Source organism: Ktedonobacter racemifer DSM 44963 (assembly GCF_000178855.1).
Taxonomy (GTDB): Bacteria; Chloroflexota; Ktedonobacteria; order Ktedonobacterales; family Ktedonobacteraceae; genus Ktedonobacter; species Ktedonobacter racemifer.
This window is the reverse complement of sequence record NZ_ADVG01000004.1, coordinates 464,736-490,952: the sequence shown is the minus strand read 5'-3', so window position 1 is coordinate 490,952 and position 26,217 is coordinate 464,736. Positions and strand designations below refer to the sequence as shown.

The window sequence follows — 26,217 nt, the reverse complement described above, 5'->3', positions numbered from 1 at the left end:
GCCTCGATTGGCTCTTAACTTAATGCGCATGGGATGGATGAGGAGATGCCCCAGTTTTACGCCGTCGCTTCGGATTGACCAGAGCGAAGTAACTGCAATAACGCTTCCGCAGCGGGACCCGAAGATGCTGGATTCTGACCCGTTACCAGTTTGCCATCAATCTGCACATAAGGCGCAAAAGGTCTGGCTTTGCTATAGATGCCGCCTCTCTCCTTGAGCTTATCCTCTAGCAGAAATGGTACTACTGTGGTCAGGCCCACAGCTTCTTCTTCCTCATTGGTAAATCCTGTCACGTGCTTGCCTCTGACTAGGGGCTGACCATTAGCATCATGTACATTTATGAATGCGACAGGTGCGTGACAGACGGCTGAAACCGGCTTATTGGCTTTCACTAGGGCCTCAATTAGCGCGATGGAGTGCGGGTTGTCTGGCATATCCCACATCGGACCATGACCGCCGGGATAGAAAACGGCATCGAAATCGTTCGCCGATATATCAGCGAGCTTCCTGGTATGGGCAAGTTCTGTTGCCGCCGCAGAATCGGCGCGGAAGCGTTTCGTCGTTTCCGTCTGGTTTTCGGGCAGGTCGCTTTTCGGATCGAGTGGTGGCTGCTCGCCTTTTGGTGAAGCGAGTGTTATTGTGACGCCAGCATCTTTCAGGACATAATAGGGTGCGGCAAACTCTTCCAGCCAGAAGCCGGTTTTCTTGCCAGTGTCGCCGAGCTGATCATGGGAGGTAAGGACCATCAAAACCTTCATTGCAATCCCCCTTAACTAGAAAACGCTATCAATCTTCTGTGTTGTGTACATTATCGCAATAGAGCAGATGTCCGATGATACACAGTCGTATGTGGATGGCGAGCGGATCAGCTCGCTTCAAATGAGCTGATCTGCTCACTTGAAGCGAGAGCGGGGCATTGGTGCTCTGTGCAAGACTCCTGATGTCGGGTAAGGCTAGACCCAGTGGGGACAATAGCGAAGCAGTGCGCCCATGCCTCCCATTGCCTGAAGGACGGGATGGCCTTCTACGGACTCAACCTGGGCACCCGTATTCGCGGCCCGGCGCACAAGCTCGCTGCGTTGCTTCTCGCCCAGCGGGATACCGTTCGCCAGTATCAGGATATCGGCTTGCCCATGTCCGAGCGCGTCAAGCGTTTCCTGCATCCCACTTACCGCCAGCCCGTTCGCGCGCACTCCTTCCACAAGGATGTCGGCCTGATTATGCGACGCCTCCCTTTCCATGTACTGTATCACTGGCTTGATCTCGTCATGAACCTCGTGGCGAGGCATGCGAAGGGATAGCACAAGGCAGAGGTGCCTTGCGGGGAAAGAAGAAAAAAGAGGTGATACCCCGCTCCCAAAGGGATCTACGACTAGTACTCTGTCATCCTTGATTTGATGAGCTGAAAAAGATGGAGTATCCTTGAAGGACAAACGAAACAGATCCATTCAAGGAGGCTCCATGAAGAAGTATAGCGTCCAGTTAGATGCCCAGCAACGCCAGATGCTCGAAAGCCTGCTGACAGGAGGGAAGGCAACAGCGCGCAGTCAGACACACGCGAGAATTTTACTGAAAGCCGATCAGGCAGAGGGAGGGCCAGGGTGGACAGATGAGCAGATCGCCGAAGCGCTCTCAGTCGGAAGGGCCACAGTAGAACGGGTGCGCAAACGCTTTGTTGAGGGAGGGCTGTTGGATGCTCTGGTGCGGCGTCCACAGCCGGAACGGCCCCAGAAGCGGAAAATGGATGGAGAACTGGAAGCACGCCTGGTCACGCTGGCCTGTAGCCAGACGGAAGGGGGACAAAAGCGTTGGACGATGCGGATGCTCGCCGAGAAGCTGGTGCAACTGGGGTACATTGATCAGATCAGCCACAATACCGTCTGGGTCACACTAAAAAAAATGAACTGAAACCGTGGCGAAAAAAGCCTTTCTGCATTCCGCCAGAAGCGAATGCGGAATGTGTGTATCACATGGAGGATGTGCTGGAAGTGTACCAGCGTCCCTATGATCCGCGGGTGCCGAAGATGTGTATGGATGAGGGAAGCAAACAAGTGCTGGCTCACACGCGCAAGCCGATCCCGATGGAAGCCGGCGAGCCAGAGCGCGTCGATGACGAATATGAACGCAAAGGAGTGTGTAGCGTGTTTCTCGCCATGGAGCCGGAAACGGGAGCGTGCCAGGTGCGCGTGAGCAAGCGGCGAACCAAAAAGGACTGGGCGCTGTTTCTGCGTGATGTGATTGACCTTCACTACCCCCATGCCGAAAAAATTGTGCTCGTAATGGACAATCTCAACACGCATACGCCTTCCTCGTTTTACGAGGTCTTTGAGCCCGCAGAAGCTCGACGGCTGACCGAAAAACTGGAGATCCATTACACGCCCAAGCATGGGAGTTGGCTGAATATGGCCGAGATCGAACTGTCCGTTCTCGCACGGCAATGCTTGTCCGATCGCTTTCCCAACATGCAGGCGCTTACTGCTCAGGTGGATGCTTGGCAGCAGGAGCGCAACCAGGCAAAAGTGACCATCAACTGGCGCTTTACCACGGCTGATGCGCGCATCAAGCTCAAGCGTCTTTACCCATCCATTGAAGCATGACAGAATACTAGTATGGTCTTGAGTGCAAGCTGAGGAGTGAATAGGAGAAAGGCATCGAGAAGGGAGAAGGAGAGGCAGGGAAGCCGATGGTGGCGTGTGTGCTCATGCCCTGCGCCGATGCTGGCGCGCAGGTGGTCTATGCTGGCCGTAGGTGGCTGGATACAGGCACGCCGGAGAGGGAGTGGACTGGAGTGGGAGACTGGCGGAAGGGTAGCGGAAGGAAAGTGAGCGATATCGAATAGAATTGCATGTAGCCAGAGGAGGGAGAGCTGCAGGCGAGAAGTGGCTGGCAGGGGAGGTGTGAGGCTTCCCTTTTTCTGGCGAGGAATGCTCGTAAAGATCGAATTACTTTTAGTGCTCCTATGCGTTTCTATAGATGTATTTGACTTTGGTAACAGGAAGGCCGCTGCGGGGGGCACCATGCAGCGGCCTTCCTGTTTTACAGAGAAGGTGGCGAGAAAGCCCCGGTCATTGATGCCTGACACTTATACACAAATATGCAATCTTGAGAAAGAACACGGAAGCGATGCGCTGCAGGTGCCTCGTTTTTCCCCACACGAGAGGTGACACACGTTCGGTGAAAACGTCGCTTGTCTCGCCAAGCTGAAAGCACATCATTGTGCATCAAGGGGCGTTTTTTTCTAGAATCGTAAACAGGGCTTGGAGGAAGGAGTAAACTAGAGAGAAAGAGGCGAATGAGGAGAGAGAGCAGATGAGAGGAAGAAGAGTAGCCCTTCCGCAGGCAGAGCAGCACGTTCGTTTGAAGCCACAGAAGGAGCACTTTCCGTCTTGCGGCGAGTGGATGCCGGTGGCCTACCACGCCTACCGCAAGATCCTCACGATGAAAGGACTGATCCAGCTCCGTTTGGTGGTTCGTCGTTGTCCCAATCCAGCATGCCGGGGCTACAAGCAGCCCTGCCGACCAGAGGAAGAAGGCCGATGGGCATACCACATGGAGAATGTGGTCTAGATCTGATTGCCTATGTGGGCAGGCTGCGCTATCGAGAACAGCGCTCAGCCCCCCAAATGCAGCGGATCTTGCAGGAGCGAGGGCTGCGGGTGTGTGAACGGACGGTGGAGCATCTGATGCACCGTTACGAGGAATTGGTGACCCTGCATCTCTCATGCCGACGACGCTTGCAAGAGCGCTTCGCTTCACAAGGGCGCGTGATCCTGGCCATCGATGGGCTGCAACCCGATGTGGGCCATGAGGTGCTCTGGGTGATTCGAGAAGTGCTCTCGGGAGAAATCGTGTTGGCACAAGCCCTCTTGAGTTCGACGCAGGAGGACCTAGCCGGTCTGTTCACGGAGGTGAAAGCGATCCTTCCAGCCCCGATCCATGGGATCGTCTCAGACGGCCAGCTCTCCATTCGCCGGGCCGTCGCCAGCGTCTTCCCTGAGACCCCTCATCAACTCTGTCACTTTCACTTTTTGCGTGAAGCCGCCAAGCCGATCTCTGAAGCGGATCGACATGCCAAAAAGGAGCTGAAAAAACAGGTTCGCGGCGTGCGTCCCATCGAGCGGGCCGTCGAAAGTAGGATCGACACTGAGGCACAAGCGATTCACGAGTACTGCCTGGCGGTTCGTGCCAGCCTGACCGACGATGGTCTGCCACCGCTCTCGGCTTCTGGCTTGCGTTTGCAGGACCGACTGCAAGCGATCCATGACTCACTGGAGCGGGTGGAAGAAAAAAGGGGCTTCCCAGAGCACTTGAACGATTGAAGCAACTCTTGCAGAAAGGACTCCAAGCGACCGAGGCCCTCTTTGCGCAGGTGCGCCCCCTCTTTGCCCTGCTCTTGCAAGGAGCTCAGGTGCTCAGCAACAAAGAGCAGGCAACGGCAGATGAGGTCCGTACACGCTTTAAGGACGTTCTGACACAGATGCGAGCGCACACCGAGCAGTCGGAAGCGGGACGCTCGGCCCTCATACACTTCCTCAAAGCGACGCAAAGCTATGCTCCTCATCTCTTCTTTTGCTATCAGATCGCGGATCTGCCCAAAACCAACAATGATTTGGAGCAGGCATTTGGCAAGGTTCGAGCCGGCGAGCGCCGAGCCACAGGACGACGAGGAGCCATTCCTGGGCTGGTCGTTCGCGGGCCGGTTCACGTGACCACCGCACTGGCCACTCGCTTGCATCTTTTCAGCGAGGAGGAGCTTGTTCCTTCTGATCTGGCCCGCTGGCGACAACTGCGCTCCGAAGTTTCCTCTCGTCAAGAGGCTCGTTGCAAGCAGTTCCGTTTTCGCAAAGATCCTCTCGCCTACTTGACTACTTTGGAGGAGCGACTCTCCAAGATACGTTTACGATCCTAGTTTTTTTCAACACCTTTCCCTCGCATCATTCTGAGGATCTTCTACAAACGTTCATATTTGTGTATAAGTGACAGGCATCAATGACCGGGGCTTTCTCGCCACCTTCTCTGTAAAAGGAGGGTGCTATGCCTGTGCCCAAGAAAAAGCCCACCACGTTGTTCTCTGATGGACGTGTTCGAGGCGTTTTGCGGGAAAAAGAAGTGCGTATAGGAAGAGGAGCAGCAGCAGTTGAGTGTGCTGGGGAGGCTTGTGCCAAGCGTGGAGAGAGGAACGGTATGTGGGGGAGCTGCAGCCCTATGACGATTGCTTGTGGTGTGCTGCCTGGCGAAAGGCTTCTGTCTCTGCCATGGTCTCCTATTGTGATGGTGGCTCCTGCTGAAGTGGGAGGACCAGGTCGCGTGTTGCCCTGATGAATAAAGGAGAATGAGACCGTGCGAAAAAACACGAAGGTGATGTTGCAAGGATGGCGAAGGGAAAGTGTGGTGATTGTGTGTTGTGGTGTGCTGGTGCTTGTGGGGCTGGTGCTGTGGATGTTGAGTGTGGAGCAGATGCTGTCTGGGTTCTGGGGTATGTGTACTTCGCACAGAATGTGAAGGCGACAACCATGAGCAGCAGTTTCACCCAAACGCAACCAACGCCAATTGTTCACTATGGCGGTGTCTGCGAGGGTGATGTCAGTTGTACAGGGAATCGGGATCTCTACGATGATTTTGGCGTCGCGGCGAATCCTGCGACCGGCCTGGCTTCGATTGTCTACAGTGATGACCAGTACACCAATGACCCGAACAATCCGCCTCAACCTGGATACAGTCCATCGACGTCCAATTCGTCCACATGTAATCACACATCCATTGCAACACAGACTTCAGGAACAGGAATCTAACAACGTTTTTTTACTCCAGAAACAGAGAATCTCCCTATCTCAAGCCCGGGAGATGCTCTGTTCCCAGGTATGTGAGAGCTTTCCCAAGAGGCATGGCAAGAACCTCTACTGGCTCTACAGGCTGCTCTGGAGCCTAAGCCGTTGGCAATTGCCCCGTTGTCTTTCATGAGCATTTTTTCGCCCTTCTTCAGAAGCAAGGGCGGCAGATAGCTGCATAGAGTCGCTCATATGTCAGTCCTTTCTGAAATGCTCAATATATTTGCGTTCAGCCATTTTACTTGAGCATTCTCTTTCCAATCACGAGGAGCCTGGTTATAGACCTTTAATGCCGACTGCAAACGATGGCTACTCCCTAACGCTGTCGCAAGCAATGAACCCTCGGTCAAGCTGCTGCTAAAAAGTTCAAGATCATGACATTGCCGCCCGGCTTCTGCTCGGCGGATGAAATGCTCGCAGCGTCCCCGATCAGTGAGAGGCTCTGTATTACTTGCCTGTAACGCTTCTAAAGCTCGTGTGGGCTGATGTAAATGCAGGAATACCTTGGCCTCGGCTTGATGGAGCAAGTTCACAGGATAGTTAGCATAAAAATAGGATGAGTCGCTTCTTGGATGATCAGGATATGCATCTTTTGCCTGCCCAATCGCTGTATAGGTTTGTTGCTTCTCTCCTTGCAAAGAATAGATCTCAGCCAGAGCAATAAAAATATCACTTCTAATAAGAGAAGAGCATTGGCCAAGGACATGAAGCGCTTCTAAAAACGTCTCTATCGCCTTTTTGACTCGCAGAGGAGGGCAGAACAAATACGTATGCCCCAAGCACACTAACGCAGCAGATTGTAAGACACGGTCATGAGATAACTTACTGAATTGTACTGCTTCATAGCAATGAAGCTCACGTGCCACATAGTGTAAACGATGTTTTGCCAGAATGGCCCGGAGGATTGCCATCTGTGTCGCCAGTATAGCCGCTTCTTTCTGATACGGAGATGGTTTCAGTGCAATTCTCGTCAAAATGGGAGCTTGGTGATCCAGAACACGTTCAGCAACCGCGCTATTTTCCCCTTGCATGAGGTGCCAACAGCTTTGGATGCTATCAGCACTCAATGGTAAAAATTCGCTGAAAGGAAGAGTGTCAGGTTGAAGAAGACCCATGTGAGGTGAGACAAAAGCGGTACCTAGCAAGCTCGTATGTATTTGTAGTGTTTGCCGTTTCTTTTGATCTCTCTCCCTACCTTCTACTAAAGAGTCTATTTCTGCTCTCTTGTGCGATGCCGCTAGATACTCTATTTCCGGTTCAGATGGTATCACGAAACCTAATTCTTCTGCTGTCAGCTTCAAGTATTTACAAATCTTGCCACGTGAGTAAGCACCGATCCTCTGGTTATGCTCAGCTTTCCAAATGGTCTTGACACTAAGACCGACTTTTGTCGCAAATTGTGCTTGGGTGAGGTTACACATTTCACGAGCTTTTACGAGCGGGTGCTTTTGTGGCATAATTCAAGCTCCAATCGTGTTCAAAATTGTCCACTTCTTCTTCTGGCCGTACAAGCTGCTTTAGACACCGCACTGTTCCAGAAATATCCAAGAAAAATACCACTATACTTCATGCAATATTCAACATTTGCAACTATATTGAGTATACACTTAGATGGTAATAAAGCAAGTCTTGAAAATTTAAAAGGCAAGAAGAGATACAGAATTAAATACGCATAGCAAGAAATAAAAGGTTAGAAGGATAGAAACCAGGACATTGAGTGTATGCAAGGATATGGGCTTACTCATGAATTCGTCTCTCCCCATACTATCCAAGAAGCGTGTATGAACTTACACCAGCATCTAGGGCATGTATGTATGACTCCATCATAGGCAAAAACAAAACTGACGAAATTGTATGCCTATCTCGCAAGCGGCTGCCACATCAAGTTCGTACGTGTTTTTGATAGGGGGAGAAACAGTATGAGAAATGTTCTCACGCTCTGGCATAGTAAAGCGAGCAATGAGCGCAATTATCTCTATATGCTCTACTATGCTCATAATAGAAGAGAAGCCAGGCAACTCGCCCAGCCTTTTTTCAACGCACACCCCACGTTTCCAGAGCATCGATTGAAACCGCTTCCCTATGGCTTTCCATCTCTCACTATGGGGTGGATGCCTGGACAGATGACCGAGGATGGGCGAAATGTCACGCCCTGGGTGCCAGCGTTTGAACGCCTCGACCCAACGATATTTGAAGGCTGTATTCACGAAGAGGCAAATGTCAGGCTCACGATTTTAAATCAGGCTCAGTTAGCACTCTCCTCAAGTGAAGACTGGAGTGAGAGCAAACTGATTGAGCGACGAGCCGCAAGAATGGTTATGCGTCAACTGGCATGGTTCAAAGAGAACACTGTCGCCCTTAAATATATCCATTTTTGGACATTTGACCGCGCCAAGTACGATCTATTGACCAGAAGACCGAATTGCACATACCTGGCAGGAGGAGACGGAGTAGATGTGTGACTACGTACAATCACGCAACATCTGCAGAGCTATATATGCTCAGAGAGTAGTTGGAGTCGACCCACTTGGGACGAGGCTGGAAAGTGAGAGAATGCTCCTATAACACATGGTGATGGCGTGAACCCGTTTTGAGAGAGGCCAGAAGGTTGTGTTGCAAGAAATAATTTCATCTGGTAGAGTGGAAGCAAAGGTGAGGCGAGGCAAGAGTATGGAAGCGCAGGCTCCGTTCAAATGGCGCCATTTTGAGGCTGAGATTATTTTACTCAGCGTGCGCTGGTTTCTTCGTTATTCGTTGAACTACAGAAATCTGGAAGAGATGATGTTGGAACGGGGTCTACGCATCGATCACACGACCATTTACCGATGGGTACAATGCTACGCTCCTGAGTTGGAGAAGCGTTGCCGCCCTTATCTCAAGTCTACGAGCGATTCCTGGCGGGTGGATGAAACATATGTGAAAGTCAAGGGGACCTGGATGTATTTGTATCGCGCTGTAGATTCTCAAGGGAACACCCTGGAATTCCTGCTCAGCCCGACACGGGATGCCCAAGCAGCCAAAGACTTCTTCTCAAGAGCTCTCGCTGCGCCTCATGTGACCACGCCTCGAGTCATCACGGTCGATAAAAATGCTTCATATCCTAAGAGTGTGTCGTAAGACGAATATTCAGTATCGGGAAGGAGCTAAACGAGTCAAGAAGAGACGGATGGCAGCCACCTGGATAAAGGCCTCGCTACTTGAGGGCGAACCCTCATAATCGCGAGCAAGCCGTCGAAAGCGAATAAGCCAACCAAAAGTTCGTTCAACAATCCATCGTTTGCGTTGAACCTGGAATCCTCCTTGGGGTTTGCCAATTTCAACGGGTTGCCCATTGATGAGTTCCCAATGCGATGGAGGCGGAACAATCTCAATTTCCCATCCAAGATGTTGCCAGAGCCATTGTTCAAACGGCTCTCCATCGTAGCCATGATCGGCAAAGAGATGAGAAAGACGAGGAAACACAGACGCTAGCCCATCGAGCAAGAAATGAGCGCCTGCCCGATCCGCGATGTTGGCTGCAAGCACCTTGATGGCCAGGATGAAGCCCTGAGTATCAACGAGGAGGTGCCTTTTGCGTCCCCAGATTTTTTTTCCCGGCATCGTAGCCACGTTCGATGCCTGGGACAGGACTGGTTTTGCTGGATTGGCTATCGACGATACCGGCGCTTGGTTCTTCCTCTCGCCCTATCGAGCCACGAGCCTGACGGCGCAAGGCATGCATCACGTTTTCCCAGATTCCATCGAGTTTCCAGCGACGGAAGTAGTGGTACGCTGTTTTGCCATCGGGCAGGTCGTGGGGCATTTGCCGCCAAGAACAGCCTGTCCGCAGAACATAGAGGATGCCATTGATGATTTCTCGCCTGGGAATGACCTCCTGGGTCGCATTGGGAGAAGGTGGCGGGATAAAGGGAGCCAACCGCTCCCATTGCGCATCGGTCAGATCCGATGGATAGCGCTTTCTCGTGATGCTCTCATTCATCAGATTCGGCTCCTTGTTCAGTTTATTGCGTCTCTTGATTGTCTCCTTTCAGTTTATTCTTGGCTCTATGAGCCTCTTACGACACACTCTAAGGCTCTTCACGAATTGAAAGCGGCAGGAGTGCTTGCAGTGGCTTGTGAACTGCGACAAAGCAAGTATCTCAACAACCTGATCGAACAGGATCATCGGTTCATCAAACGATTGGTCAAGCCCGGGATGGGCTTCTTTTCGTTTGAGGCCGCATGGCGAACCATACAAGGATATGAGGCGATGCATATGATGAGAAAAGGACAAGTGAAAGACGTGGACAAAGGAGATATCCTTTGCCAGGTGGCTCTTGTTTCCAAATTATTCGGAGCTGCCGCCTAAACTGAACAAGAAAGAGGAACCATTATCTGCTGTTTCCTTTCCTGATTTTTTGCAACACAGTCTCCCCTTGCAACATACCAACATATACTCATCGAAGAGAGTCTATCAGAAAACCGAACCGTCGTCCAAGCAAGCAGGCTCACTTAAATTGAGGATGAGCCGACTATCCCCTTGACGTTTACACAGAGCAACGGGTTGCGCTCAACGGCCAGTTCGGGACGGTCGATGATGTGGAAGAGAAGCGTTGGATCGTCATCGTGATCATTTTCTTCCTCGCGGGTAAGAGTATCCATGGCGCAATGCGAGGTATTTTCGTCTCTAGTGCAAGATTACGAAACCTTTTCGGGAAGAGATAAATGTGGCTCATATGCACACCCATAATAGGCACAGACTCGCTCAGCGAGGTGGTGAGCCGAAAGCAGCCCATTGGTTTCGGCCACATTGCGTTTGCCATGCACCCACTTGGGCTCAATTGGATTGAGCCAGGGACTTTTGGTGGGCAGTTGGAAAGGCAAAATCCGTACCCCTTCGTCAGGGCTTGTGAATTATTGCTGAGCGACGCTCCTGGGAAGCAAGAAGCGAAAAGCAAGATGAGGATGAGAAGCAAAGTGGCGTCTGGTCGCAGCAATCTGAGAAGACCCTTGACGATGAATAAGGGTGATCGCCAAATTGCGGAACGTTGCCAGGATCTGAGGTGCCTGCCCAGAGCGCAAGCGAGAACGATCCTCACCAAAGGTCATATCGCGGACATAATGGGAGGAGTTCTCGATACTCCAGTGTCCCCGTACTAATGCAAGTAAGCGCTGGGGGCTGGCCTCAAGAGCAGTCAAAGGCGTGATGAGATAGACCACTTCGTGGCTGGTTTTTCCCGTTTTGCGAACCGTGACGGTTCGTGTCAGTTCGGCCACTTGCTCGATGAGTGGCCAGTCAGCCAGGTAGGAATTCATTTCGGTGCTCACACGGATAGAACGCTTTTCAATCCGTCCTCGATGCTGATCAAGCGTGGAGTCTTGCGCAAAAGAAGCATGTGGATCGGCGAAATAGGCGGTGAGATCTGCGTAGAGGGTCGGCTGATTGTTTTTGACGGTGAGAACGGTTTTGCCACCCAAGGCATCCACGCACCTCATGAAATCCTTCTGCGTGTGCAAAGCGTCTGCGGTGAAGACGCGTCCATCGACAGGCAAGCAGGGCAAGAGGGCCTGTGCGACTGGGATTTCATTCGTCTTCTCGGAAACGGCAACTTGCAGCAGTGTTTCCTGGCTGTGATGTGTGCGAAAGGAGAGCAGATGGGGAGCAGAATGTTTGTCCGATCTTCCCCCACGAACCGTCTTGCCATCTAAGGCAATGGGATCATCGAGGGTGGCTTGCAGAGTCCGACGTATCCAGTCCGCCAGGGCGCACTCGATCTGTTCGGCATCCAGGCGCGGGAGGAGTTTGCGGTAGAGTGAATCACTGGGGCACAGGAAGCGACGTGGTCCGAAGAGTCGGATGAGCAGAAGACGTTGATCACGACACCACTCTGCAACTGCCAGGGTCGAGTCACAATTGCAGAGGAAGCCCGCTACCAGGCAGGTCAGCACGTACGCCAATTCATAGCGCAATCCATGCTTGGAACGGGGATCTGGGATGGTGGCAAACACTTCGTACAAACTCAGCAATGGTTGCTTTTCCAATAACTGGTGGCGAGCATCACTCGTCAGTGAAGGCAAGGTCAGTGACAATGCAGTAGAATAAGACATCGGAGGCTCCTTCTTCTCGATAGATCGGTTTGGAATGTCTATCGTAGCAGATCTTGGAGTCTCCTGCTCTCAGCAATAATTCACAAGCCCTGACCCCTTCGTCCGTTTGTTTGACAGCGAGGTTGTGTTTTCTGATCCAGGTGCGCACCATCTTACTCACATGCCAGGAGGCGTTGTCCCAGATGAGGAGCCACTGACGTTTGCCTTGTGCGGCCAATTGCTGACAACACCAGTCCAGAAACTGGATGGTGATCTCACTCACCGGGCGTCCTGTGACAAAACGAAGCCACATCTGCTCTCGCACGGGTTCCTCCGTGGTTCCGTTTTGCCAGAGGACACCATAGCAAGCCAATGCTTTTGGGTCAGGGTCATTCTTTTGCCAGGATTGCTCAACCAAACGGACTGGGTACTCTGGATCTTGCCAGGTGTGAAGGCGTGGAAGAGCAAATCGGCTCCACCAGACCTCGTCGAGGAAGCCAATGGCCCAATCAGAGCGGGGTTGAGCGTACGCGATCAAGCGGTCACGAGCCTTTTTTTTCGTGCATACTGCGGATCGGGGCTGGTAATCCAGTGCTTGGCTCGTTTCCAACTGACGCCCAAGCGCTTGAGCGCGCGGCGGACACTGGCAGCAGTGGTCGGGGCAGCTACGAGTCCTTGTGACAAGCAGATTTGCGCCACCAGTGGGAGAGACCAGAGATTGCGCTCGATACCAAAATCGCGCGGGCTGCGATGGAGCAGATCGCGCAAGGCTGGCAGATTCTCGTCGGCAATGCTGGTGCGTAGCCGATGAGGGCGACAGGACTCCTTCTTGAGCACGTCGAGCCCCTGCTCGTTGAAGTCTTTGATCACATTGCGCACTGTCTGGTCGTCGCAGCCCAGCTGCCGCGCAATGGCGATGGCTCGCTCTCCACGGGCTGAAGCCAGAAGGATCTGGCAACGGCGTAGCACAAAGGCTGAGCCGGAGCGTAAGTGAGCCTCGATATGGGCTCGCTCGGATTCGGTGAGTGGTCGAATGAAAATGGGTTGCATACCTTCTCATATCGGCTACTTTCCTACTTTCTTTTGGACGATTGCACTAGTACGGCGACATGGCTACGTTGCCAGGTTGACAATACCTCTCCAGAGACTCAAAGATGGACAGTCGCGCCTCTTGAGGAGTACAATACGTGGAACGGTCTGTCCACACTCGCTTTTGAGCGAGCCCGCAGAAGCTTTCCCTTGCCGCATGGTCAGAGCGAGTGGCTCCAATGTGTTGCCTCTCCTGAAAGCAACAGAAAAAAAGGGACTCATGAAGGGAAGGTGTGTTGCTCTGGATGGTGACGTATCATCCAACGTGCGAGTGTGAAAATCAGGAAATACTTGCAACCTGCTCTGGGAAAAGAGACATCCATTCACCAGGGATGGCAGGAGAAAGCGAAACGAAATGCCAGATGGACGCATCCGTCAAGATATCCGTTCGGGAATCGAAGTGTCAATCGTCCTCAAGCAAGACCAGCGAACAGGAAAACTGACCCGAGGGATCGTCAAGGATATTTTGACCAACTCCGTTTCTCACCCACATGGGATCAAGGTACGGCTTGTCGATGGACAGGTTGGGCGCGTACAGAAAATCGAGGAGGAGCATGCGACCCAAGGATGACCTTGCTCCATTTCCAATGATGGAGTTTTCGTTTGAACTGAGTGCAAACGAAAGCTGATCATGACACGTGGTATGGTGCTCTCACGTCTCCCCGATACGACAGCTCCTTCTCAGATAGAGCACCTCTCTCATGTACCTCCGGCGATCATATCGCAAGAACCGCATTTTCGTTGTGATAGAGTAGTATCTCGTGTATACCATCACAAAACATCTTACCTAGCGATAAGATGTTTTGTGATGGTATACACGAGATACTACTCATTGCCGCCTGGTAGACCTGTCGGTTGTGTTGCAAAAAAGGAAGCTGATCTGCTAGAGTGGAGGGAAAAAGCGAAAGAGGTCTCCTTTATGCGTATCCAAAGTCAAAATCCCTTTAAATGGCGTCACTTCCAGTCTGAGATCATTTTGCTCTGTGTTCGCTGGTATGTGCGCTATTCGCTGAGCTATCGAGACCTCGAAGAGATGATGATGGAGCGAGGCTTATACGTTGATCACACGACCATCTACCGCTGGGTTCAGCATTATGCGCCAGAATTGGAGCGGCGATGTCGTCCCTATTTGAAAACCACATCAGATTCCTGGCGGGTTGATGAGACCTACATCAAAGTGAAAAAAGAATGGGTCTATCTGTATTGAGCGGTTGATGCGCAGGGAATGACACTCGACTTCGTACTCAGCCCAACCAGAGACGGAGAAGCCGCCAAGCGTTTCTTTCTGAAAATCCTTGCCGCCCCTCATACTGCTGAACCACGAGTGATCAATGTGGACAAAAACGCAGCCTATCCCAAAGCATTCAACGAGCTCAAAGCAAGAGGACATCTCCCCGAAAGCTGTGAGTTGAGACAAGTCAAATATCTTAACAATCTGGTTGAACAAGACCATCGTTTTATTAAACGCCTAGCCAAGCCCGGGATGGGCTTTTTCTCGTTCGAGACGGCAAGGCGAACCCTTCAAGGGTACGAAACGATGAACATGATCAGGAAAGGACAGTTGCAAGGGGTAGACAAAGGGGATGCAGAAGCACAAGCAACATTCGTCACTCAATTGTTTGGGGTGGTCGCTTAAACAAAGCAGAAAGGGATATTTCTTACTCATCTTCTTTTCTTTAAATTTCTTGCAACACAACCAATCCACCTCCTCGCATTGTGTATCGCACCTAACGTGTAAAAAAAGCTGATTTTGGCAGGATCTCAGAGAAGTGTTTTTGTTCTCCATTGGCCATTTATCGCACCTCATGCGCAATGAGCTGCGATAGCATCCAAGGAAAAACGGCTCTTGTCGAAATGGCCCATTTTTGCAGAAATCCTTGTATTCCCCCGAAGCTATTGTACTATGAATCGTATGAAACCGCTTCCCGCCTGGCTTCACAAGAATTTCGTCTCAACGCCAATGGAATAACAGATGTGCCTCTCAACGACGAGTCTTTCACTTCACTCGAATACTATTTGTCTTTACAACAAAGCAAGGTGAGATGGCAAGTGAGATGGTCGGTGATGAGCAGTGCTTTCTTCTGCGCACGCTTTTATACTTGCAGCAGGAAAGACGAAATGCTTCAGAGCGTGCTGGTCATAGAGGTTCTGAGAAATAGGGAATCAGCATTCCTGAGCAGTTGTCGCTGTTGCTCTTGAAAGGAGATACCAGAGCATGAGTACATTCACCACAAAAGATGGCTCCAATCACTATTACGAGGACTGGGGGAGCGGCCAGCCCGTCGTCTTCAGTCACGGTTGGCCGCTCAACGCTGACTCCTGGGGCGAGCAGATGTTCTCTCTTGCCTCTCATGGCTATCGAACCATTGCTCACGATCGGCGCGGCCATGGCCGCTCTGACCGAACATGGGACGGCAATGACATGGACACGTACGCTGATGACCTGGCAGAATCCCTTGAGCAGCTGGATCTGCAGAATGCTGTGTTGATCGGTCATTCCACAGGTGGCGGCGAAGTGACCCGCTACATTGGTCGCTACGGGACCTCGCGTCTGGCGAAAGCCGTGCTCATCGGTGCGATCCCTCGGCTGATGCTCAAGACGGAAGCGAATCCTGGTGGTCTCCCCATCGAAGTATTCGACCAGCTCCGCGCCAGCATCAGGACGGACCCTTCGCAGTTCTATAAGGATTTCAGTGCCCTCTTCTACAGTGCCAATCGACCAGGCTCCAAGGTGTCACAAGGCGTTCTGGACATGCTTTGGTTGTGGTCGATGCAGGTCGGGATCAAGGGGGCCCACGACTGCATCAAGGCCTTCTCTGAGACGGATCTCACCGAAGACCTCAAGCGGTTCGACATTCCCACCCTGATTATCCATGGGGACGACGATCAGATCGTGCCAATTGTCGACTCGGCTCTGCTCTCCTCGAAGATTGTCAAGGGCGCGATCCTGAAAATCTATCCGGGAGCACCTCATGGCCTTGCCACGACGCACGCAGACCAACTCAACGAAGACCTGCTGTCTTTTCTCAGGTCCTAGACCTCGTTGGACAGAGCAGCGTTGTGGTCTTCTGGGTGCTCGTTGAGCGACGACGTCACAGGGAAATGCTGGTGTGAGTGCGTCCTGGACGGATCGGTTGCAACCCCTTTCGTCCATCCTGAAATGAGGAAGAGGTCTTGGCGAGCTGTTTGAAGAGCTCATGCAGTGAGTGGTACGGGAAAGGAACGTGCGATGGAAGAGACCACGTACCTCAGCCTCTCCAACCATGAGCATGTCTGTATGTTTGTACAGAAGAAAGCCCCCATTGTGGGCTTATGAGTAGGAGGTTCATATGAAGATTGTGGTTATTGGCGGGAGCGGGCTTATTGGAAAAAAGCTTGTGAAGCAGCTTCGTGAGCGTGGCCATCAGGTCATGGCGGCGTCACCGAGCACAGGCGTCAACACCATTACGGGTGAGGGGCTAGCGCAAGCGCTTGTCGGCGCTCAGGTGGTCGTCGATGTGGCGAACGCGCCTGTGTGGGAGGACAAGGTCGTTTGGGAATTCTTCGAGACATCAGGTCGCCATCTCCTGGCGGCAGAAGCGATTGCTGGTGTGGGACATCACGTTGCCCTCTCGGTCGTCGGTGCCGACCGTCTTCCCGAGAGTGGGTACTTACGTGCGAAGGTGGCCCAAGAACACCTGATCAAGGCTGCGCAGGTTCCCTATACGATCCTTCGTGCAACACAGTTCTTCGAGTTCGTTGGCGGCATCGCCCAGCAGGCCAGCGATGGACAAACGATTCGCTTGTCGCCGGCCTTTCTCCAGCCGATCTTGTCGGATGATGTTGTGGCTGCACTGGCCGACGTCACACTCGGGGCGCCTGTGAACGGCACGCTTGAGGTGGCTGGTCCAGAACGGATACGTCTCGACGAACTCATTCGCCGCTTCTTGAGCGCGAACAACGACACACGTCAAGTCATCACAGACGTCCACGCACGCTACTTCGGCACAGAGTTGGAGGATTCCTCCCTCACCCCGGGCGAGAACGCTCGGATCGCCCCGACGCGTTTCGAGGAGTGGCTGAGCAGCTCCAGAGTGCAAAAGTAAGTGAGGAAGGCAGCGTTGACGCTCGGGTTGTCTCGTCTAGCGGGGCAGCAAGAAACTCCCTGTGTTCACGAGGCAGGGTGTTCAACTCTGTTTCAGAGCTTGTGTTCTGGTTGGAAGAGAACAAGCTATGCTCACGCGCGCTCCTGATGTATGGCAGTGTGACGTTACTCTACGTGTTCCCTGCTTTTCCTGAGCGGGCTCTTCGGCTCTTGCTCTCTGGATCGGAAAACTGAAAAGCCCTGTAATCGCGCATGCAAGCGGTTGCTTGCATTTCCGCGTAACCGATGCTATACTTTGAATGTAGCAAGTACTTACTTGCATGAGGAGTGTTGGTTCTTCTTGAGGAGGAAACGAGGAAGCATGGTAGCACCTTCTGATACTGCCGAACGCATTCTCACCGCATTTTTAAAACTCGCCGCTGAGCGTGGTATCGAGGGCACGACCACTCGCGCACTCGCGAAAGAGGCAGGCGTCAACGAGGTGACAATCTTCCGCTACTTCAAAGATAAAACGACCCTGATACGTGAAGCCTACCATCATTTCGCACCAGGCAGCCGTATTGTTGCCTATCCGCTCTCTATCGACGCATCCAGTCCGGCGCAAGCGGCGGCGGGAATGGTTGAATGTCTGAAGTTTTTGCGCGACTGTTTGCGAGAGCATCCTCAGTTGTTGCTCGCGGGGATGAGCGAGTACTGGCATTTTCCAGAATTACAGGATGAACTGGCCTTCCATCCGCACGCGGCTCATCACTTAATTGAGCAAGCGCTGGCCCAGGCCGCATCAATGTTGCGTCCCGAAGTAGATCGTGAAACAACCGCTATGAGCCTGCTAGGACTCCTGTTAGTGACACTCTTCTGGCAGTATCGCGGCTGGCTTACGATGACTGACGAGGAGTGGGATCACAAGCTAGAAGCGGCCATTCATCCATTGCTGCGGACCTGATGAACACAGATTCGTCATGTGAAGCATTTGTCAAGCAAGGAGTGCACGACGCTCCAACAAAGGAGAAAGAAGATGCAACAGCAGATTCTTGTCACACTGAATGGCTCTCAATTAAGTGAAGCTATTCTCCCCCATGCGCTGGCCCTGGCTGACGCGACCCACAGCGGCATCACGCTTCTGCGAACCGTCACGCTTCCAAGAAATTTCAGCACCGGTATTGCAGAGATCGTACCTCCCGAGAACTGGTATGACGAAGAGCAGGCATCGACACGCACTTACCTGAACAACATTGCTGGATATATCCGGGAACACGGCGTTGAGGCGCAAGTGGTGATGCTGGATGGTGACCCGGCAACAAACATTGTTTCCTACGCTTCCCACCAGCCGAATGTGCTGCTGATTGCCATGGCAAGTCATGGACGCGAACGAGTGCAACGCTGGCTTCTGGGCAGCGTCGCAACGCAGGTGATCCACGAGATGCCAAAACCCGTGGTCCTGATGCATCCAACCTCGAATGAAAATGCGCTCTCGGGCGTTATTCCAGCTTACCACAACATCATTATCCCTTTCGACGGCTTGACACGCAGTGGACTTGTCCTGGAGTTCGCCCAACCGCTCATTCGCGCATCCAGTACGACCATCACGCTTGTCCAGGTAGAACCAGCATCCTCTGAGCGGAGTCACTTGGAAGAAGGGCAGACATCCATCGAACACGAGGCCCAACAACTCCGCGAGGCTGGGCTGACCGTGCAGATACAGGCGCCAACCGGCGATCCATCTGAATTGATTCGGCAGTTGAGTAGGCAGCAGCGCGATGTGTTGCTTATGGTGGCGCAGAGAGAAAAGCTTGAAGAGTTGGTCATGAAGTTTATCCACCAGATAGGCGTCCCTGTTCTGGTGGTTCCAGTGAAGAAATAGCTTCTTGCTGAGCGTGCAACAGCCGTGTCTTGGGGTAGGGGCTTCCTCCACTGTGCCATCGGCTTCGCGGCGGTGTTCGTGTGGGAGGAGTGTGCTGCAGCCAGGGAGGGAGAAGATCGGTGTACTGGTCCTCTTGTCCAGGAGATGCGCGAAGAGCCACATGGTCGACTCTTCGCGCGTTTGCTTGTTTTCGCGACTGGAAGCCATGTTTAATGGCTTTGTCCATTGACGGAGGTGGGTTGGCCGGCGGCATAGTAGCTGCTCACGGCGGTAGAGGTTTGCTGGTTCACGTGCAGGGTCATGGAAGCCTGGACGGGGTCCTGTGGGCTATAGAGCATGGGAGACCAGATGTCCTGATCCTGAAGAGGGCCGATGGCTTGCGTGGCTGAAGGGCGTGCTTGATTGCTGCCTGCTGCTGTTGTTGCTCCTGCAGGTATTTATTGTCTTTTCAGGAAAAAGGAGGTATGCTCACAAGAGGTTCGCGCAGCAGGAAGCAAGAGCGGGCCAATGTAGCTGACTCACGAAGCGACGGTTGCAGCGACCCGCCAGGGTCGCTGAGGGTTGAAACCCGCCTGAGAATGGGTGGTATGACCAAGGCGTGGCTGCGTTGCAGCCGCCCTGACGGACCGCTGTGGGTTGAAACAACGTTATTGGCGGGAAGATAATGTGGCACAACAGGTTGCAGCGGGGTGGGTTGAAACCCAGTATGGCTCAAGCCTGTCGAGGATGTCAGCGCCAGTGAAATTCCGAGCCGATTTAAGGATGTTTTGCCTCAATGGCTGTGCGAGTTTAGCACGCTTCTCACGCGGTATCAAGGCCGCTCCCAGGGCTTTCCAGTTCTCTGAGAACGCTCTCTTCTCAGGTGAGCTTTCGCGCCTGTGGGCCAAGGTAACCGTTAGGGAGAATTAGAAAGCCCTGGAGTGTAAGCAGGGCGATGTAAAAGTCCCAGAGAGAAGGCAAAAAAGAACTCCCTTGCTACACTGAGAAAAGCAAAGATCTCAACAAGCAAGGAAGGCCGTTGGATGAACTATAACATGCCCCAAGGAGCAAGGGAAGCCGAAGAATGGTTACAGGAAATCGAAGCGATGTCAGTGTATCGAGCCTTTGAGCAAGTGGTTGATGGCCGGCACAAACGGGGAGTGCGCTACAGCGTTGCCCAAATTTTGACGCTGGTCGCGCTGGGCAAACTGGTTGGAATGACAACGCCTGCGGCCATAGCCGAGTGGGTCCGCTTGCGTGCGCAGTGGCTCAAGCAAGTGATAGCCTGGCCACGGCCCAGCTTTCCGTGTGCCTCAACCTACAGCAATGTGTTGCGCACGCTGGACGCCGAGCAGGTGAACCAAGTGCTGGCCCAGTTTATCCTACGGGTTGCGGCCACCAAGCGGTGTGGAGAGGAACCGAGCCGACTGCTGGGGCAAGAAGAGGCAAAAACCCATGTCCATCTCGCTTGAGACGGCAAGACGTTGCGAGGTACGCTCGGACATCACGTTGCAGATCAACAGCCGATGCATCAGGTGGGATTGTATGAGACCCAAACAGGAGTGTTGCTCAAAGAGCAAATTGTGGGCGAGAAGCAAAACGAGTTGAGCATGGTCTCGGAGTTTCTGACTCCGCTGTGGGTGAAAGGACGCATTCTGTCAGCGGATGCGTTGCATACCCAGAAAACGTTTTGCACCACGGTCGATGCCTATGGAGGGTTTTATCTGCTGATCGCCAAGGGCAACCAGCCAACGTTGCGCGACGATCTGCATCTGTTTTTCAGCGAACCGCCAACAGACTGTTGGGATTGGCGGACGGCTCAGACCTTCGGCAAAGGGCATGGACGCCTGGAGCGCCGGGAACTGGTTGCCACAACCGAACTCAATGATTTTCTCTCTTCGAACTGGCCAGGAGTGGCTCAAGTCTTTCGCCTGACTCGCACCATTGAGCGATCGGGGAAGCGTCATCAGGAGGTCGTCTATGGCTTGACGAATCTTTCTCCAGCGCTCGCCACTGCGCGCGGACCTTCTGCGCTTGCAACGAGAGCACTGGGCAATTGGTGCGATCCGTTTCGCCGAAATGAGCGAAAGCTCAAGGATGGCGAGCAAGGAGAAAGCTCCTTGACAACTGATCGAGTGATGTGGGGCGCAATTCCCCATCCTCTGGGTGAAAGAGGAAACGCGGCTCCCTCACGGTAGCGACTGGTCATCAATCCGTGAAGCAGGGAGAAATGCGGAAGAGCCTGGACCTCGACCAGGTGGTCTCCGCTACACAGGTTCCTACGGTTAGCGCAAGCGAACGCTCGATGAACCGTCGTCACAGTGAAAGAGCCAACGCGAGGTAAGAGGCTCTGACCAAAATGGTCACGGTCACATAGGGGTCGAGAACATCAATGCGGCTCTCGACTTCACCCCCTTGACCCGGCGGATAGAGACGAACCTACGGGAACGCAAAACACTTGATCGGAACGGAATAACTCTGCGAGAACTCTCGCTGGTGGTCGATCTAGCGAGCAGACAACCAACCGCATGTTCTCGGAGAGAAGGATTGCCGAAGAAGCAAAGGCCTCTGGGAAAGCCAGAGGATACGCTGACGTCGGCACGGTGAGATGGAGGATAGAGCCATGAGTCACAGGAAAGAAACGGAAGCGATGGTTGTCCCCCAACCAATCGAAGACTGGACACAGACGCCCTGGCGTAAGCTAGAACGAACGGTGTACCGACTGCAAAAACGGATCTATCAAGCCTCTCTTCGTGGCAATGACAAAGCAGTTCACAACCTTCAACGGTTACTCATGAAGTCGAAAGCAGCCCGGACGCTGGCAGTACGCAAGATGACGCAGGATAACCAGGGCAAGCGGACGGCTGGAGTCGATGGAATCAAATCTGTCAAACCAGCCCAACGCCTGGCGCTGGTGAAATACCTTCGTCATCACAAGCAGATCAAACCACAGCCAACCAGACGAGTCTGGATACCCAAGCCAGGAAAGGCAGAGAAAAGGCCATTAGGCATCCCGACGATGCTGGATCGCGCTCATCAATGCCTGACAAAATTGGCGTTGGAGCCCGAATGGGAGGCACGATTTGAGGCTGACAGCTACGGGTTTCGTCCTGGTCGCTCAGCTCAGGATGCCATTCAAGCCATTTTCATTTACATCTGCAAACAGCCCAAATATGTGCTTGATGCAGATATCGCGAATTGCTTCAACCAGATCAATCACGAAACACTCTTACACAAACTCCAGACCTTTCCCGCGATGAGGCGCGCCATCAAAGCCTGGCTCAGAGCAGGAGTGCTGGAAGACAACGTGTTCGAGCCAACGACAGCCGGAACTCCGCAAGGAGGTCCACTGAGTCCCTTACTTGCCAATATCGCCCTGCATGGGATGGTGCAAGCTGTTCAACAAGGGTACAAAGGCAAGGATAAGCCCAGGCTGGTTCGCTATGCAGATGACCTGGTGGTGCTGTATCGAACTCGCGAGGGGATTGAACAGGCCAAAAGCAGGCTAGAAGACTGGCTGAAAGACATGGGATTAGAAATGAAGCCGAGCAAAACCCGTATCGCTCACACGCTCGAAGCGCTTGGGGCAGAAGCCCCTGGCTTCGACTTCTTAGGTTTTGAGATCCGACAGTACTCTGTTGGTAAACACCATTCAGGAACTCTGCACGGGAAACGGCTTGGCTTCAAAACACTCATTCGCCCCAGTAAAGAAGCTATCAAACGGCATCGGGAAGGGCTGCGGGCGGTAGTGCTCGCAGGCACAGGGCTTTCTCAAGGCGCGCTCATTGGGCAACTGAACCCAAAGATCCGTGGATGGTCACGCTACTACCGCAGCGTCGCCGCCAAGAAAACTCTCAATGACTGCGACTACCACCTGTTTCCGCTTCTGCTTCGCTGGGCCAAACGCCGACACACACGCAAGTCTGCGAGTTGGATACGAACGCGCTACTGGCGAACAATGGGACAAGATCACTGGCGCTTTGCAACGCCTGATGGACTCTATCTCAGCGATCACGCAGCAACGGCGATCCAACGCCATGTGAAGGTGAAAGGCACGACCAGCCCGTTCGATGGTAACCTGCTCTACTGGGCGAAGAGATTACAACAATCTCATCCGCTCAACAGGAGTAAACTGGGGGCCTTGCTGCACAAGCAACAAGGGAAATGCCGTTGGTGTGAACTGCACTTTACCGAGAACGATTTGATTGAGATCGATCACATCACTCCCCGCAGTGAAGGGGGTACAGATGCACTCAGTAATCTTTTCGCTCTCCATCGGCACTGCCACGATCAACGACATACAAAGAAGCATGTCTGGGGTACTCATGACACGAGCCATCCCATTGAGGAGCCGGATGAGGGGAAAGCTCTCATGTCCGGTTCTGAAGGCGGGCAGGAGGGAGCGATCCCTCTTGCCTAGCTCTCAAAATCGCCTCCACCATCGGCGTGATGTGACGCTTCGTGAAGATCATTGTCAGGTCCGCAAGGGGGCCGCTCCCCGCGTCCTGGCAGTCTTGAACAGTTTTCTCCTAGGACTGCTCGATTTTTGTGGCGTGACGAATGTTCCCAAGCAAATGCGGCTTTTCGACGCTCGACCTCATCTGGTTGCTCGCTTGCTCTTGGGGTCTCTGCTGACTTTTACATAGCCCTGGAGTGTAAGGGATAATTCTTGACTGTTCTGCCTCTTTTGTCCTACAATTGGCTTTTGTGGAGAACAATAGAGATCCAGATAATTGGGGAATATGCAGAATGGGAGAGCAGATCAGCCACATAGGAGAGCGGCTCGGCAATTACCATATGCTTCGCTTGTTAGGAGAAGGAGGCTTTGCTCAAGTCTATCTTGGTGAGCACATTCATCTAGGGACTCAGGCTGCTATCAAGGTGCTTCATACTCGCTTGGGCCGTACTGATATTGAGAAGTTTCGCGAGGAAGCCCGTACTATCGCGCGCTTAGCTCATCCTCATATCGTGCGGGTTCTTGAGTTTGACGTGGAGGATAACACGCCATTCCTGGTCATGGACTATGCCGTGGGTGGGACCCTGAGGCGGCAGCATCCTAAAGGGACAATTCTGTCCAGAGAGACTATTGCCCCCTATGTTCAGCATATTGCCGAGGCGTTGCAATATGCTCATGATCAAAACGTGATTCATCGAGATATTAAGCCTGAGAATATGTTGTTGGATCAGCATCATCAAGTGCTCTTGAGCGATTTTGGTATTGCAGCAGCTACACAGAGTTCGCGTGATCAGAAAGTGCTGGGCATCGCGGGGACTGTTACCTATATGTCTCCTGAACAACTCCAGGGCAGGTTCTCCCCCTCAAGTGATCAGTACGCGCTGGGCATCGTTGTCTATGAATGGTTATGCGGGGAGCGCCCATTTGGGGGAGCGTTTGCTGAACTTTGTGCGCAGCACATGTTCGCGCCACCCCCTTCATTACGTGAGAAGATCCCCGCGATCTCATCTGATATTGAACAGGTGGTGATGAAGGCTCTCGCTAAAGACCCCGACCAACGGTTTCAAAATATACGCGCCTTTGCTACTGCCTTGCGTGAGGCGTACCAGGCGGAGCAACCTGACATTGTGCAGCCTCTACAAGCGAGCCTTCCATCTCCCAACTCACAAGAGGACCCGCTCGTAATGCGCCAGAGAGCGGATGCCCCATCAATAAGAGTGGAAGAAGATACCCCGCCAACGGAGTTAAGAGCCGTAGCACCATCAACAGTACCCAATGAGGATATGTCATCGGCGAACGTGAGGAAACACACAACTCAGCCCTCAAAGCGCCTTGCACGTCGAACGGTGATTGTGGCGGGCCTGAGTGGTTTGGCTGGCTTGGGGATAGGACTCACCTGGCTTGTAGCCTCGCGTAATGAACTCTTATCCACATCAGCTTCGACATCTCCTCCCTTCTTGACTGCTTTGCCATCAGTGGGAGCTACCCTTTATAGCTATGAGGGCCATGATGATACAGTGGATGTGATCGCCTGGTCGCCAGATGGGAAGCGGATTGCCTCCGGTGGAGGCGATAAGACGGTACAGGTCTGGGAAGCAGCGAAAGGCAGCCATATCTTGACCTATCGTGAACATACCGAAGGAGTGTATGGACTGGCGTGGTCACCCGATGGGGCACGGATCGCCTCCGGCAGTTTTGATAAAATGGTGCGTGTATGGGATGTCGCTGAAGGCGGTCATATATTTACCTATGTTTACACTGGACACGACAATCTTGTAGAGGAGGTCGCCTGGTCACCAGATGGGAAGTGGGTCGCCGTCACTGGAGTGAGGACAATGGAAGCGTGGAGCGCGGTAGATGGCAGCCAGCGTTCCATCTATCAGAGAGGTCTGGGGGCTGCAAAAACAGTCGCTTGGTCCCCTCACGATGGTCGACAGATTGCCTCCGGTGGCGGCAACATGGTCTATATCTGGAACACGGCAGATGGCAAGCAAACGTTTGTATATCGTGGACATACCGACCGCGTGGACACAGTGGCTTGGTCGCCAGATGGGAAGCGAGTTGCGTCTGGAGGGAAAGATAAAACGGTGCATGTGTGGGATGCCGCCAATGGCGACGATGTTGTGATCTATCGTGGACATGCTGAATATGTCAATTCGGTTGCCTGGTCGCCAGACGGAAAGCGAATTGTTTCTGGCGGCAACGATGAGACAGCACAGGTTTGGGATGCCACAAATGGCAAACCCATCTTTACGTATCGCGGTCATACCAGCGATGTAAACGCTGTAGCCTGGTCACCGAACGGGAAGTGGATTGCCTCAGGAGACGATGGCAAAAGCGCCCGAGTCTGGGTTGCACCAGAAGCACGTTGAATGGCGAATCTAGAAAGAGAGAACCTTATGAACGAAAGTTCTGCATTACGGCAAACTCTCCTCACACGATTGGGGCACTTCCCTGAGAAGGTAGCTCCTGACGCGATCTTCGGGCCTTCGATGCTGTGTAATCTGGTACCACACCCCTTTCTCCTGACCACGGAGGAATATGATAGCCTCTTCCCTATCGATGGCGTGCGATCACGTAGCGAGCAAGCGCAGCGTATCTATGCCAAACAGGGCGTACCAGAACGCTTCCGCGCTCTGATTTTCCCATCTGGACATAGCTTCCCTTCCGAAGTAAAAGCCGAAGCCTATGCCTTTCTTGACCAATGGCTCAAGCCCATTGGGAGTGCGACAGGGCACCTACGGCTTGAGTCGTAAGGGGGAATCGTCACTCAGTAGCGCACCATATTCTCCACTTATATCCCTTTCTCCAAGGCCCGCTGCGCTGGCCGGAGGCAACCGCCAGGGTAGAATTG

General features: G+C 53.0%; 25 protein-coding genes and 4 pseudogenes. 18 read left to right on the top strand and 11 right to left on the bottom strand.

Annotated elements, in window-relative coordinates; genetic code table 11:
• Positions 1-56: 56 nt before the first annotated feature.
• Positions 57-758 (bottom strand): type 1 glutamine amidotransferase domain-containing protein, encoded by a 702-nt coding sequence (locus KRAC_RS43770; RefSeq protein ID WP_007918397.1) that lies wholly within the window; start codon positions 756-758, stop codon positions 57-59.
• Positions 759-953: 195 nt separating this feature from the next.
• Positions 954-1,253, bottom strand: coding sequence for a hypothetical protein (locus tag KRAC_RS43765; protein ID WP_169461025.1), 300 nt, complete (start codon positions 1,251-1,253; stop codon positions 954-956).
• Between the two features lie 208 nt (positions 1,254-1,461).
• Between KRAC_RS43765 and KRAC_RS72705 the strand changes: the two genes are divergently transcribed.
• A protein-coding gene (locus KRAC_RS72705; RefSeq protein WP_157507867.1) for an IS630 family transposase occupies positions 1,462-2,597 on the top strand; the annotation gives its coding sequence in 2 pieces (ribosomal slippage) (positions 1,462-1,891 and positions 1,891-2,597; 1,137 coding nt in all).
• Here KRAC_RS72705 and KRAC_RS72700 read toward each other — a convergent pair.
• Positions 2,576-3,019 (bottom strand): hypothetical protein, encoded by a 444-nt coding sequence (locus tag KRAC_RS72700; RefSeq protein ID WP_007918393.1) that lies wholly within the window; start codon positions 3,017-3,019, stop codon positions 2,576-2,578. The two genes, KRAC_RS72705 and KRAC_RS72700, sit on opposite strands and share 22 nt — an antisense overlap.
• Positions 3,020-3,399: 380 nt before the next feature.
• Between KRAC_RS72700 and KRAC_RS72695 the strand changes: the two are divergent.
• A pseudogene (locus tag KRAC_RS72695) lies at positions 3,400-4,909 on the top strand (transposase).
• A 604-nt stretch (positions 4,910-5,513) separates the two neighbouring features.
• Positions 5,514-5,792 carry a hypothetical protein gene (locus tag KRAC_RS43735; protein WP_169461024.1) on the top strand — a complete coding sequence of 93 codons (279 nt, stop codon included), beginning with the start codon at positions 5,514-5,516 and terminating at the stop codon, positions 5,790-5,792.
• Between the two features lie 224 nt (positions 5,793-6,016).
• On the opposite strand, the gene KRAC_RS43730 is transcribed toward KRAC_RS43735, so the two are convergent.
• Positions 6,017-7,285: a helix-turn-helix domain-containing protein gene (locus KRAC_RS43730; protein WP_007918387.1), complete on the bottom strand. Its 1,269-nt coding sequence runs from the start codon at positions 7,283-7,285 to the stop codon at positions 6,017-6,019.
• A 462-nt stretch (positions 7,286-7,747) separates the two neighbouring features.
• Here KRAC_RS43730 and KRAC_RS43725 point away from each other — a divergent pair, with 462 nt between their 5' ends.
• Positions 7,748-8,290 (top strand): hypothetical protein, encoded by a 543-nt coding sequence (locus KRAC_RS43725; RefSeq protein WP_007918385.1) that lies wholly within the window; start codon positions 7,748-7,750, stop codon positions 8,288-8,290.
• 208 nt (positions 8,291-8,498) lie between these two features.
• Positions 8,499-8,939 (top strand): annotated as a pseudogene (locus KRAC_RS43720) (IS6 family transposase); the annotation flags it as partial.
• Between the two features lie 15 nt (positions 8,940-8,954).
• On the opposite strand, the gene KRAC_RS80215 reads toward KRAC_RS43720, so the two are convergent.
• A protein-coding gene (locus KRAC_RS80215) for an IS5 family transposase (protein WP_007909437.1) occupies positions 8,955-9,807 on the bottom strand; the annotation gives its coding sequence in 2 pieces (ribosomal slippage) (positions 8,955-9,422 and positions 9,424-9,807; 852 coding nt in all).
• A 90-nt stretch (positions 9,808-9,897) separates the two neighbouring features.
• On the opposite strand from KRAC_RS80215, the pseudogene KRAC_RS43710 reads away from it, so the two are divergent.
• Positions 9,898-10,176: pseudogene (locus KRAC_RS43710) on the top strand (DDE-type integrase/transposase/recombinase); the annotation flags it as partial.
• Positions 10,177-10,319: 143 nt separating this feature from the next.
• Here KRAC_RS43710 and KRAC_RS72685 read toward each other — a convergent pair.
• The 5 genes from KRAC_RS72685 to KRAC_RS72675 are packed head-to-tail and all read right to left on the bottom strand — an operon-like array spanning position 10,320 to position 12,944.
• Positions 10,320-10,469 (bottom strand): hypothetical protein, encoded by a 150-nt coding sequence (locus KRAC_RS72685; protein ID WP_157507865.1) that lies wholly within the window; start codon positions 10,467-10,469, stop codon positions 10,320-10,322.
• A gap of 36 nt (positions 10,470-10,505) precedes the next feature.
• Positions 10,506-10,691: a hypothetical protein gene (locus KRAC_RS43705; protein ID WP_040447120.1), complete on the bottom strand. Its 186-nt coding sequence runs from the start codon at positions 10,689-10,691 to the stop codon at positions 10,506-10,508.
• Between the two features lie 30 nt (positions 10,692-10,721).
• The gene (locus KRAC_RS43700; RefSeq protein WP_007912830.1) at positions 10,722-11,915 is read right to left on the bottom strand and encodes an ISAs1 family transposase; all 1,194 of its coding nucleotides are present in this window, start codon (positions 11,913-11,915) and stop codon (positions 10,722-10,724) included.
• The gene (locus KRAC_RS72680; RefSeq protein WP_007918380.1) at positions 11,866-12,432 is read right to left on the bottom strand and encodes a hypothetical protein; all 567 of its coding nucleotides are present in this window, start codon (positions 12,430-12,432) and stop codon (positions 11,866-11,868) included. The genes KRAC_RS43700 and KRAC_RS72680 overlap by 50 nt, the downstream gene beginning before the upstream one ends.
• Positions 12,429-12,944, bottom strand: coding sequence for a helix-turn-helix domain-containing protein (locus KRAC_RS72675; RefSeq protein ID WP_007905169.1), 516 nt, complete (start codon positions 12,942-12,944; stop codon positions 12,429-12,431). Before KRAC_RS72675 ends, KRAC_RS72680 begins: the two co-directional genes overlap by 4 nt.
• Positions 12,945-13,338: 394 nt before the next feature.
• On the opposite strand from KRAC_RS72675, the gene KRAC_RS43685 reads away from it, so the two are divergent.
• From KRAC_RS43685 to KRAC_RS43660, 6 genes and pseudogenes are all read left to right on the top strand, one after another.
• A complete protein-coding gene (locus KRAC_RS43685; RefSeq protein WP_007918378.1) occupies positions 13,339-13,554 on the top strand; it encodes a YwbE family protein in 216 nt (71 codons plus the stop codon).
• Positions 13,555-13,908: 354 nt separating this feature from the next.
• Positions 13,909-14,619 (top strand): annotated as a pseudogene (locus KRAC_RS43680) (IS6 family transposase).
• Between the two features lie 579 nt (positions 14,620-15,198).
• Positions 15,199-16,020 (top strand): alpha/beta fold hydrolase, encoded by an 822-nt coding sequence (locus KRAC_RS43675; RefSeq protein ID WP_007918376.1) that lies wholly within the window; start codon positions 15,199-15,201, stop codon positions 16,018-16,020.
• A 292-nt stretch (positions 16,021-16,312) separates the two neighbouring features.
• A complete protein-coding gene (locus tag KRAC_RS43670) occupies positions 16,313-17,068 on the top strand; it encodes an SDR family oxidoreductase (protein ID WP_007918374.1) in 756 nt (251 codons plus the stop codon).
• Positions 17,069-17,428: 360 nt separating this feature from the next.
• Positions 17,429-18,010, top strand: a complete 582-nt coding sequence (locus tag KRAC_RS63730; RefSeq protein WP_007918373.1) for a TetR/AcrR family transcriptional regulator — start codon at positions 17,429-17,431, stop codon at positions 18,008-18,010.
• 72 nt (positions 18,011-18,082) lie between these two features.
• A complete protein-coding gene (locus KRAC_RS43660) occupies positions 18,083-18,928 on the top strand; it encodes a universal stress protein (protein ID WP_007918371.1) in 846 nt (281 codons plus the stop codon).
• A 209-nt stretch (positions 18,929-19,137) separates the two neighbouring features.
• Here KRAC_RS43660 and KRAC_RS78755 read toward each other — a convergent pair whose 3' ends face one another.
• Positions 19,138-19,266, bottom strand: coding sequence for a hypothetical protein (locus KRAC_RS78755; protein WP_007918370.1), 129 nt, complete (start codon positions 19,264-19,266; stop codon positions 19,138-19,140).
• 684 nt (positions 19,267-19,950) lie between these two features.
• Between KRAC_RS78755 and KRAC_RS43655 the strand changes: the two genes are divergently transcribed.
• The 6 genes from KRAC_RS43655 (at position 19,951) to KRAC_RS43630 (ending at position 26,119) form a co-directional block, all read left to right on the top strand.
• Complete coding sequence (locus KRAC_RS43655; RefSeq protein ID WP_040447118.1) at positions 19,951-20,379, top strand: transposase family protein; 429 nt, start codon at positions 19,951-19,953, stop codon at positions 20,377-20,379.
• 12 nt (positions 20,380-20,391) lie between these two features.
• Entirely contained in the window at positions 20,392-21,105 is a 714-nt protein-coding gene (locus KRAC_RS43650) for an ISAs1 family transposase (protein ID WP_157507863.1), read from the top strand.
• A gap of 425 nt (positions 21,106-21,530) precedes the next feature.
• Positions 21,531-23,327 carry a group II intron reverse transcriptase/maturase gene (gene ltrA, locus KRAC_RS43645; RefSeq protein ID WP_007918369.1) on the top strand — a complete coding sequence of 599 codons (1,797 nt, stop codon included), beginning with the start codon at positions 21,531-21,533 and terminating at the stop codon, positions 23,325-23,327.
• Positions 23,320-23,553, top strand: coding sequence for a hypothetical protein (locus KRAC_RS63725; RefSeq protein WP_052568044.1), 234 nt, complete (start codon positions 23,320-23,322; stop codon positions 23,551-23,553). Before ltrA ends, KRAC_RS63725 begins: the two co-directional genes overlap by 8 nt.
• Positions 23,554-23,656: 103 nt before the next feature.
• Positions 23,657-25,735 carry a serine/threonine-protein kinase gene (locus KRAC_RS43635; protein WP_007918368.1) on the top strand — a complete coding sequence of 693 codons (2,079 nt, stop codon included), beginning with the start codon at positions 23,657-23,659 and terminating at the stop codon, positions 25,733-25,735.
• Positions 25,736-25,762: 27 nt separating this feature from the next.
• Positions 25,763-26,119: a hypothetical protein gene (locus KRAC_RS43630; protein ID WP_040447114.1), complete on the top strand. Its 357-nt coding sequence runs from the start codon at positions 25,763-25,765 to the stop codon at positions 26,117-26,119.
• Positions 26,120-26,217: the final 98 nt, after the last annotated feature.

Coding starts and splice junctions, on each gene's coding strand:
- KRAC_RS72675 (WP_007905169.1), bottom strand. CDS start 12,944: ATGCAACCCATTTTCATTCGACCACTCACCGAATCCGAGCGAGCCCAT.
- KRAC_RS43730 (WP_007918387.1), bottom strand. CDS start 7,285: ATGCCACAAAAGCACCCGCTCGTAAAAGCTCGTGAAATGTGTAACCTC.
- KRAC_RS43655 (WP_040447118.1), top strand. CDS start 19,951: ATGAACTATAACATGCCCCAAGGAGCAAGGGAAGCCGAAGAATGGTTA.
- KRAC_RS43685 (WP_007918378.1), top strand. CDS start 13,339: ATGCCAGATGGACGCATCCGTCAAGATATCCGTTCGGGAATCGAAGTG.
- KRAC_RS43735 (WP_169461024.1), top strand. CDS start 5,514: ATGAGCAGCAGTTTCACCCAAACGCAACCAACGCCAATTGTTCACTAT.
- KRAC_RS43770 (WP_007918397.1), bottom strand. CDS start 758: ATGAAGGTTTTGATGGTCCTTACCTCCCATGATCAGCTCGGCGACACT.
- ltrA (WP_007918369.1), top strand. CDS start 21,531: ATGAGTCACAGGAAAGAAACGGAAGCGATGGTTGTCCCCCAACCAATC.
- KRAC_RS43670 (WP_007918374.1), top strand. CDS start 16,313: ATGAAGATTGTGGTTATTGGCGGGAGCGGGCTTATTGGAAAAAAGCTT.
- KRAC_RS43635 (WP_007918368.1), top strand. CDS start 23,657: ATGGGAGAGCAGATCAGCCACATAGGAGAGCGGCTCGGCAATTACCAT.
- KRAC_RS43630 (WP_040447114.1), top strand. CDS start 25,763: ATGAACGAAAGTTCTGCATTACGGCAAACTCTCCTCACACGATTGGGG.
- KRAC_RS43700 (WP_007912830.1), bottom strand. CDS start 11,915: ATGTCTTATTCTACTGCATTGTCACTGACCTTGCCTTCACTGACGAGT.
- KRAC_RS43675 (WP_007918376.1), top strand. CDS start 15,199: ATGAGTACATTCACCACAAAAGATGGCTCCAATCACTATTACGAGGAC.
- KRAC_RS43660 (WP_007918371.1), top strand. CDS start 18,083: ATGCAACAGCAGATTCTTGTCACACTGAATGGCTCTCAATTAAGTGAA.
- KRAC_RS72685 (WP_157507865.1), bottom strand. CDS start 10,469: ATGGATACTCTTACCCGCGAGGAAGAAAATGATCACGATGACGATCCA.
- KRAC_RS72700 (WP_007918393.1), bottom strand. CDS start 3,019: ATGGTGCCCCCCGCAGCGGCCTTCCTGTTACCAAAGTCAAATACATCT.
- KRAC_RS78755 (WP_007918370.1), bottom strand. CDS start 19,266: ATGCTCTATAGCCCACAGGACCCCGTCCAGGCTTCCATGACCCTGCAC.
- KRAC_RS43725 (WP_007918385.1), top strand. CDS start 7,748: ATGAGAAATGTTCTCACGCTCTGGCATAGTAAAGCGAGCAATGAGCGC.
- KRAC_RS63730 (WP_007918373.1), top strand. CDS start 17,429: ATGGTAGCACCTTCTGATACTGCCGAACGCATTCTCACCGCATTTTTA.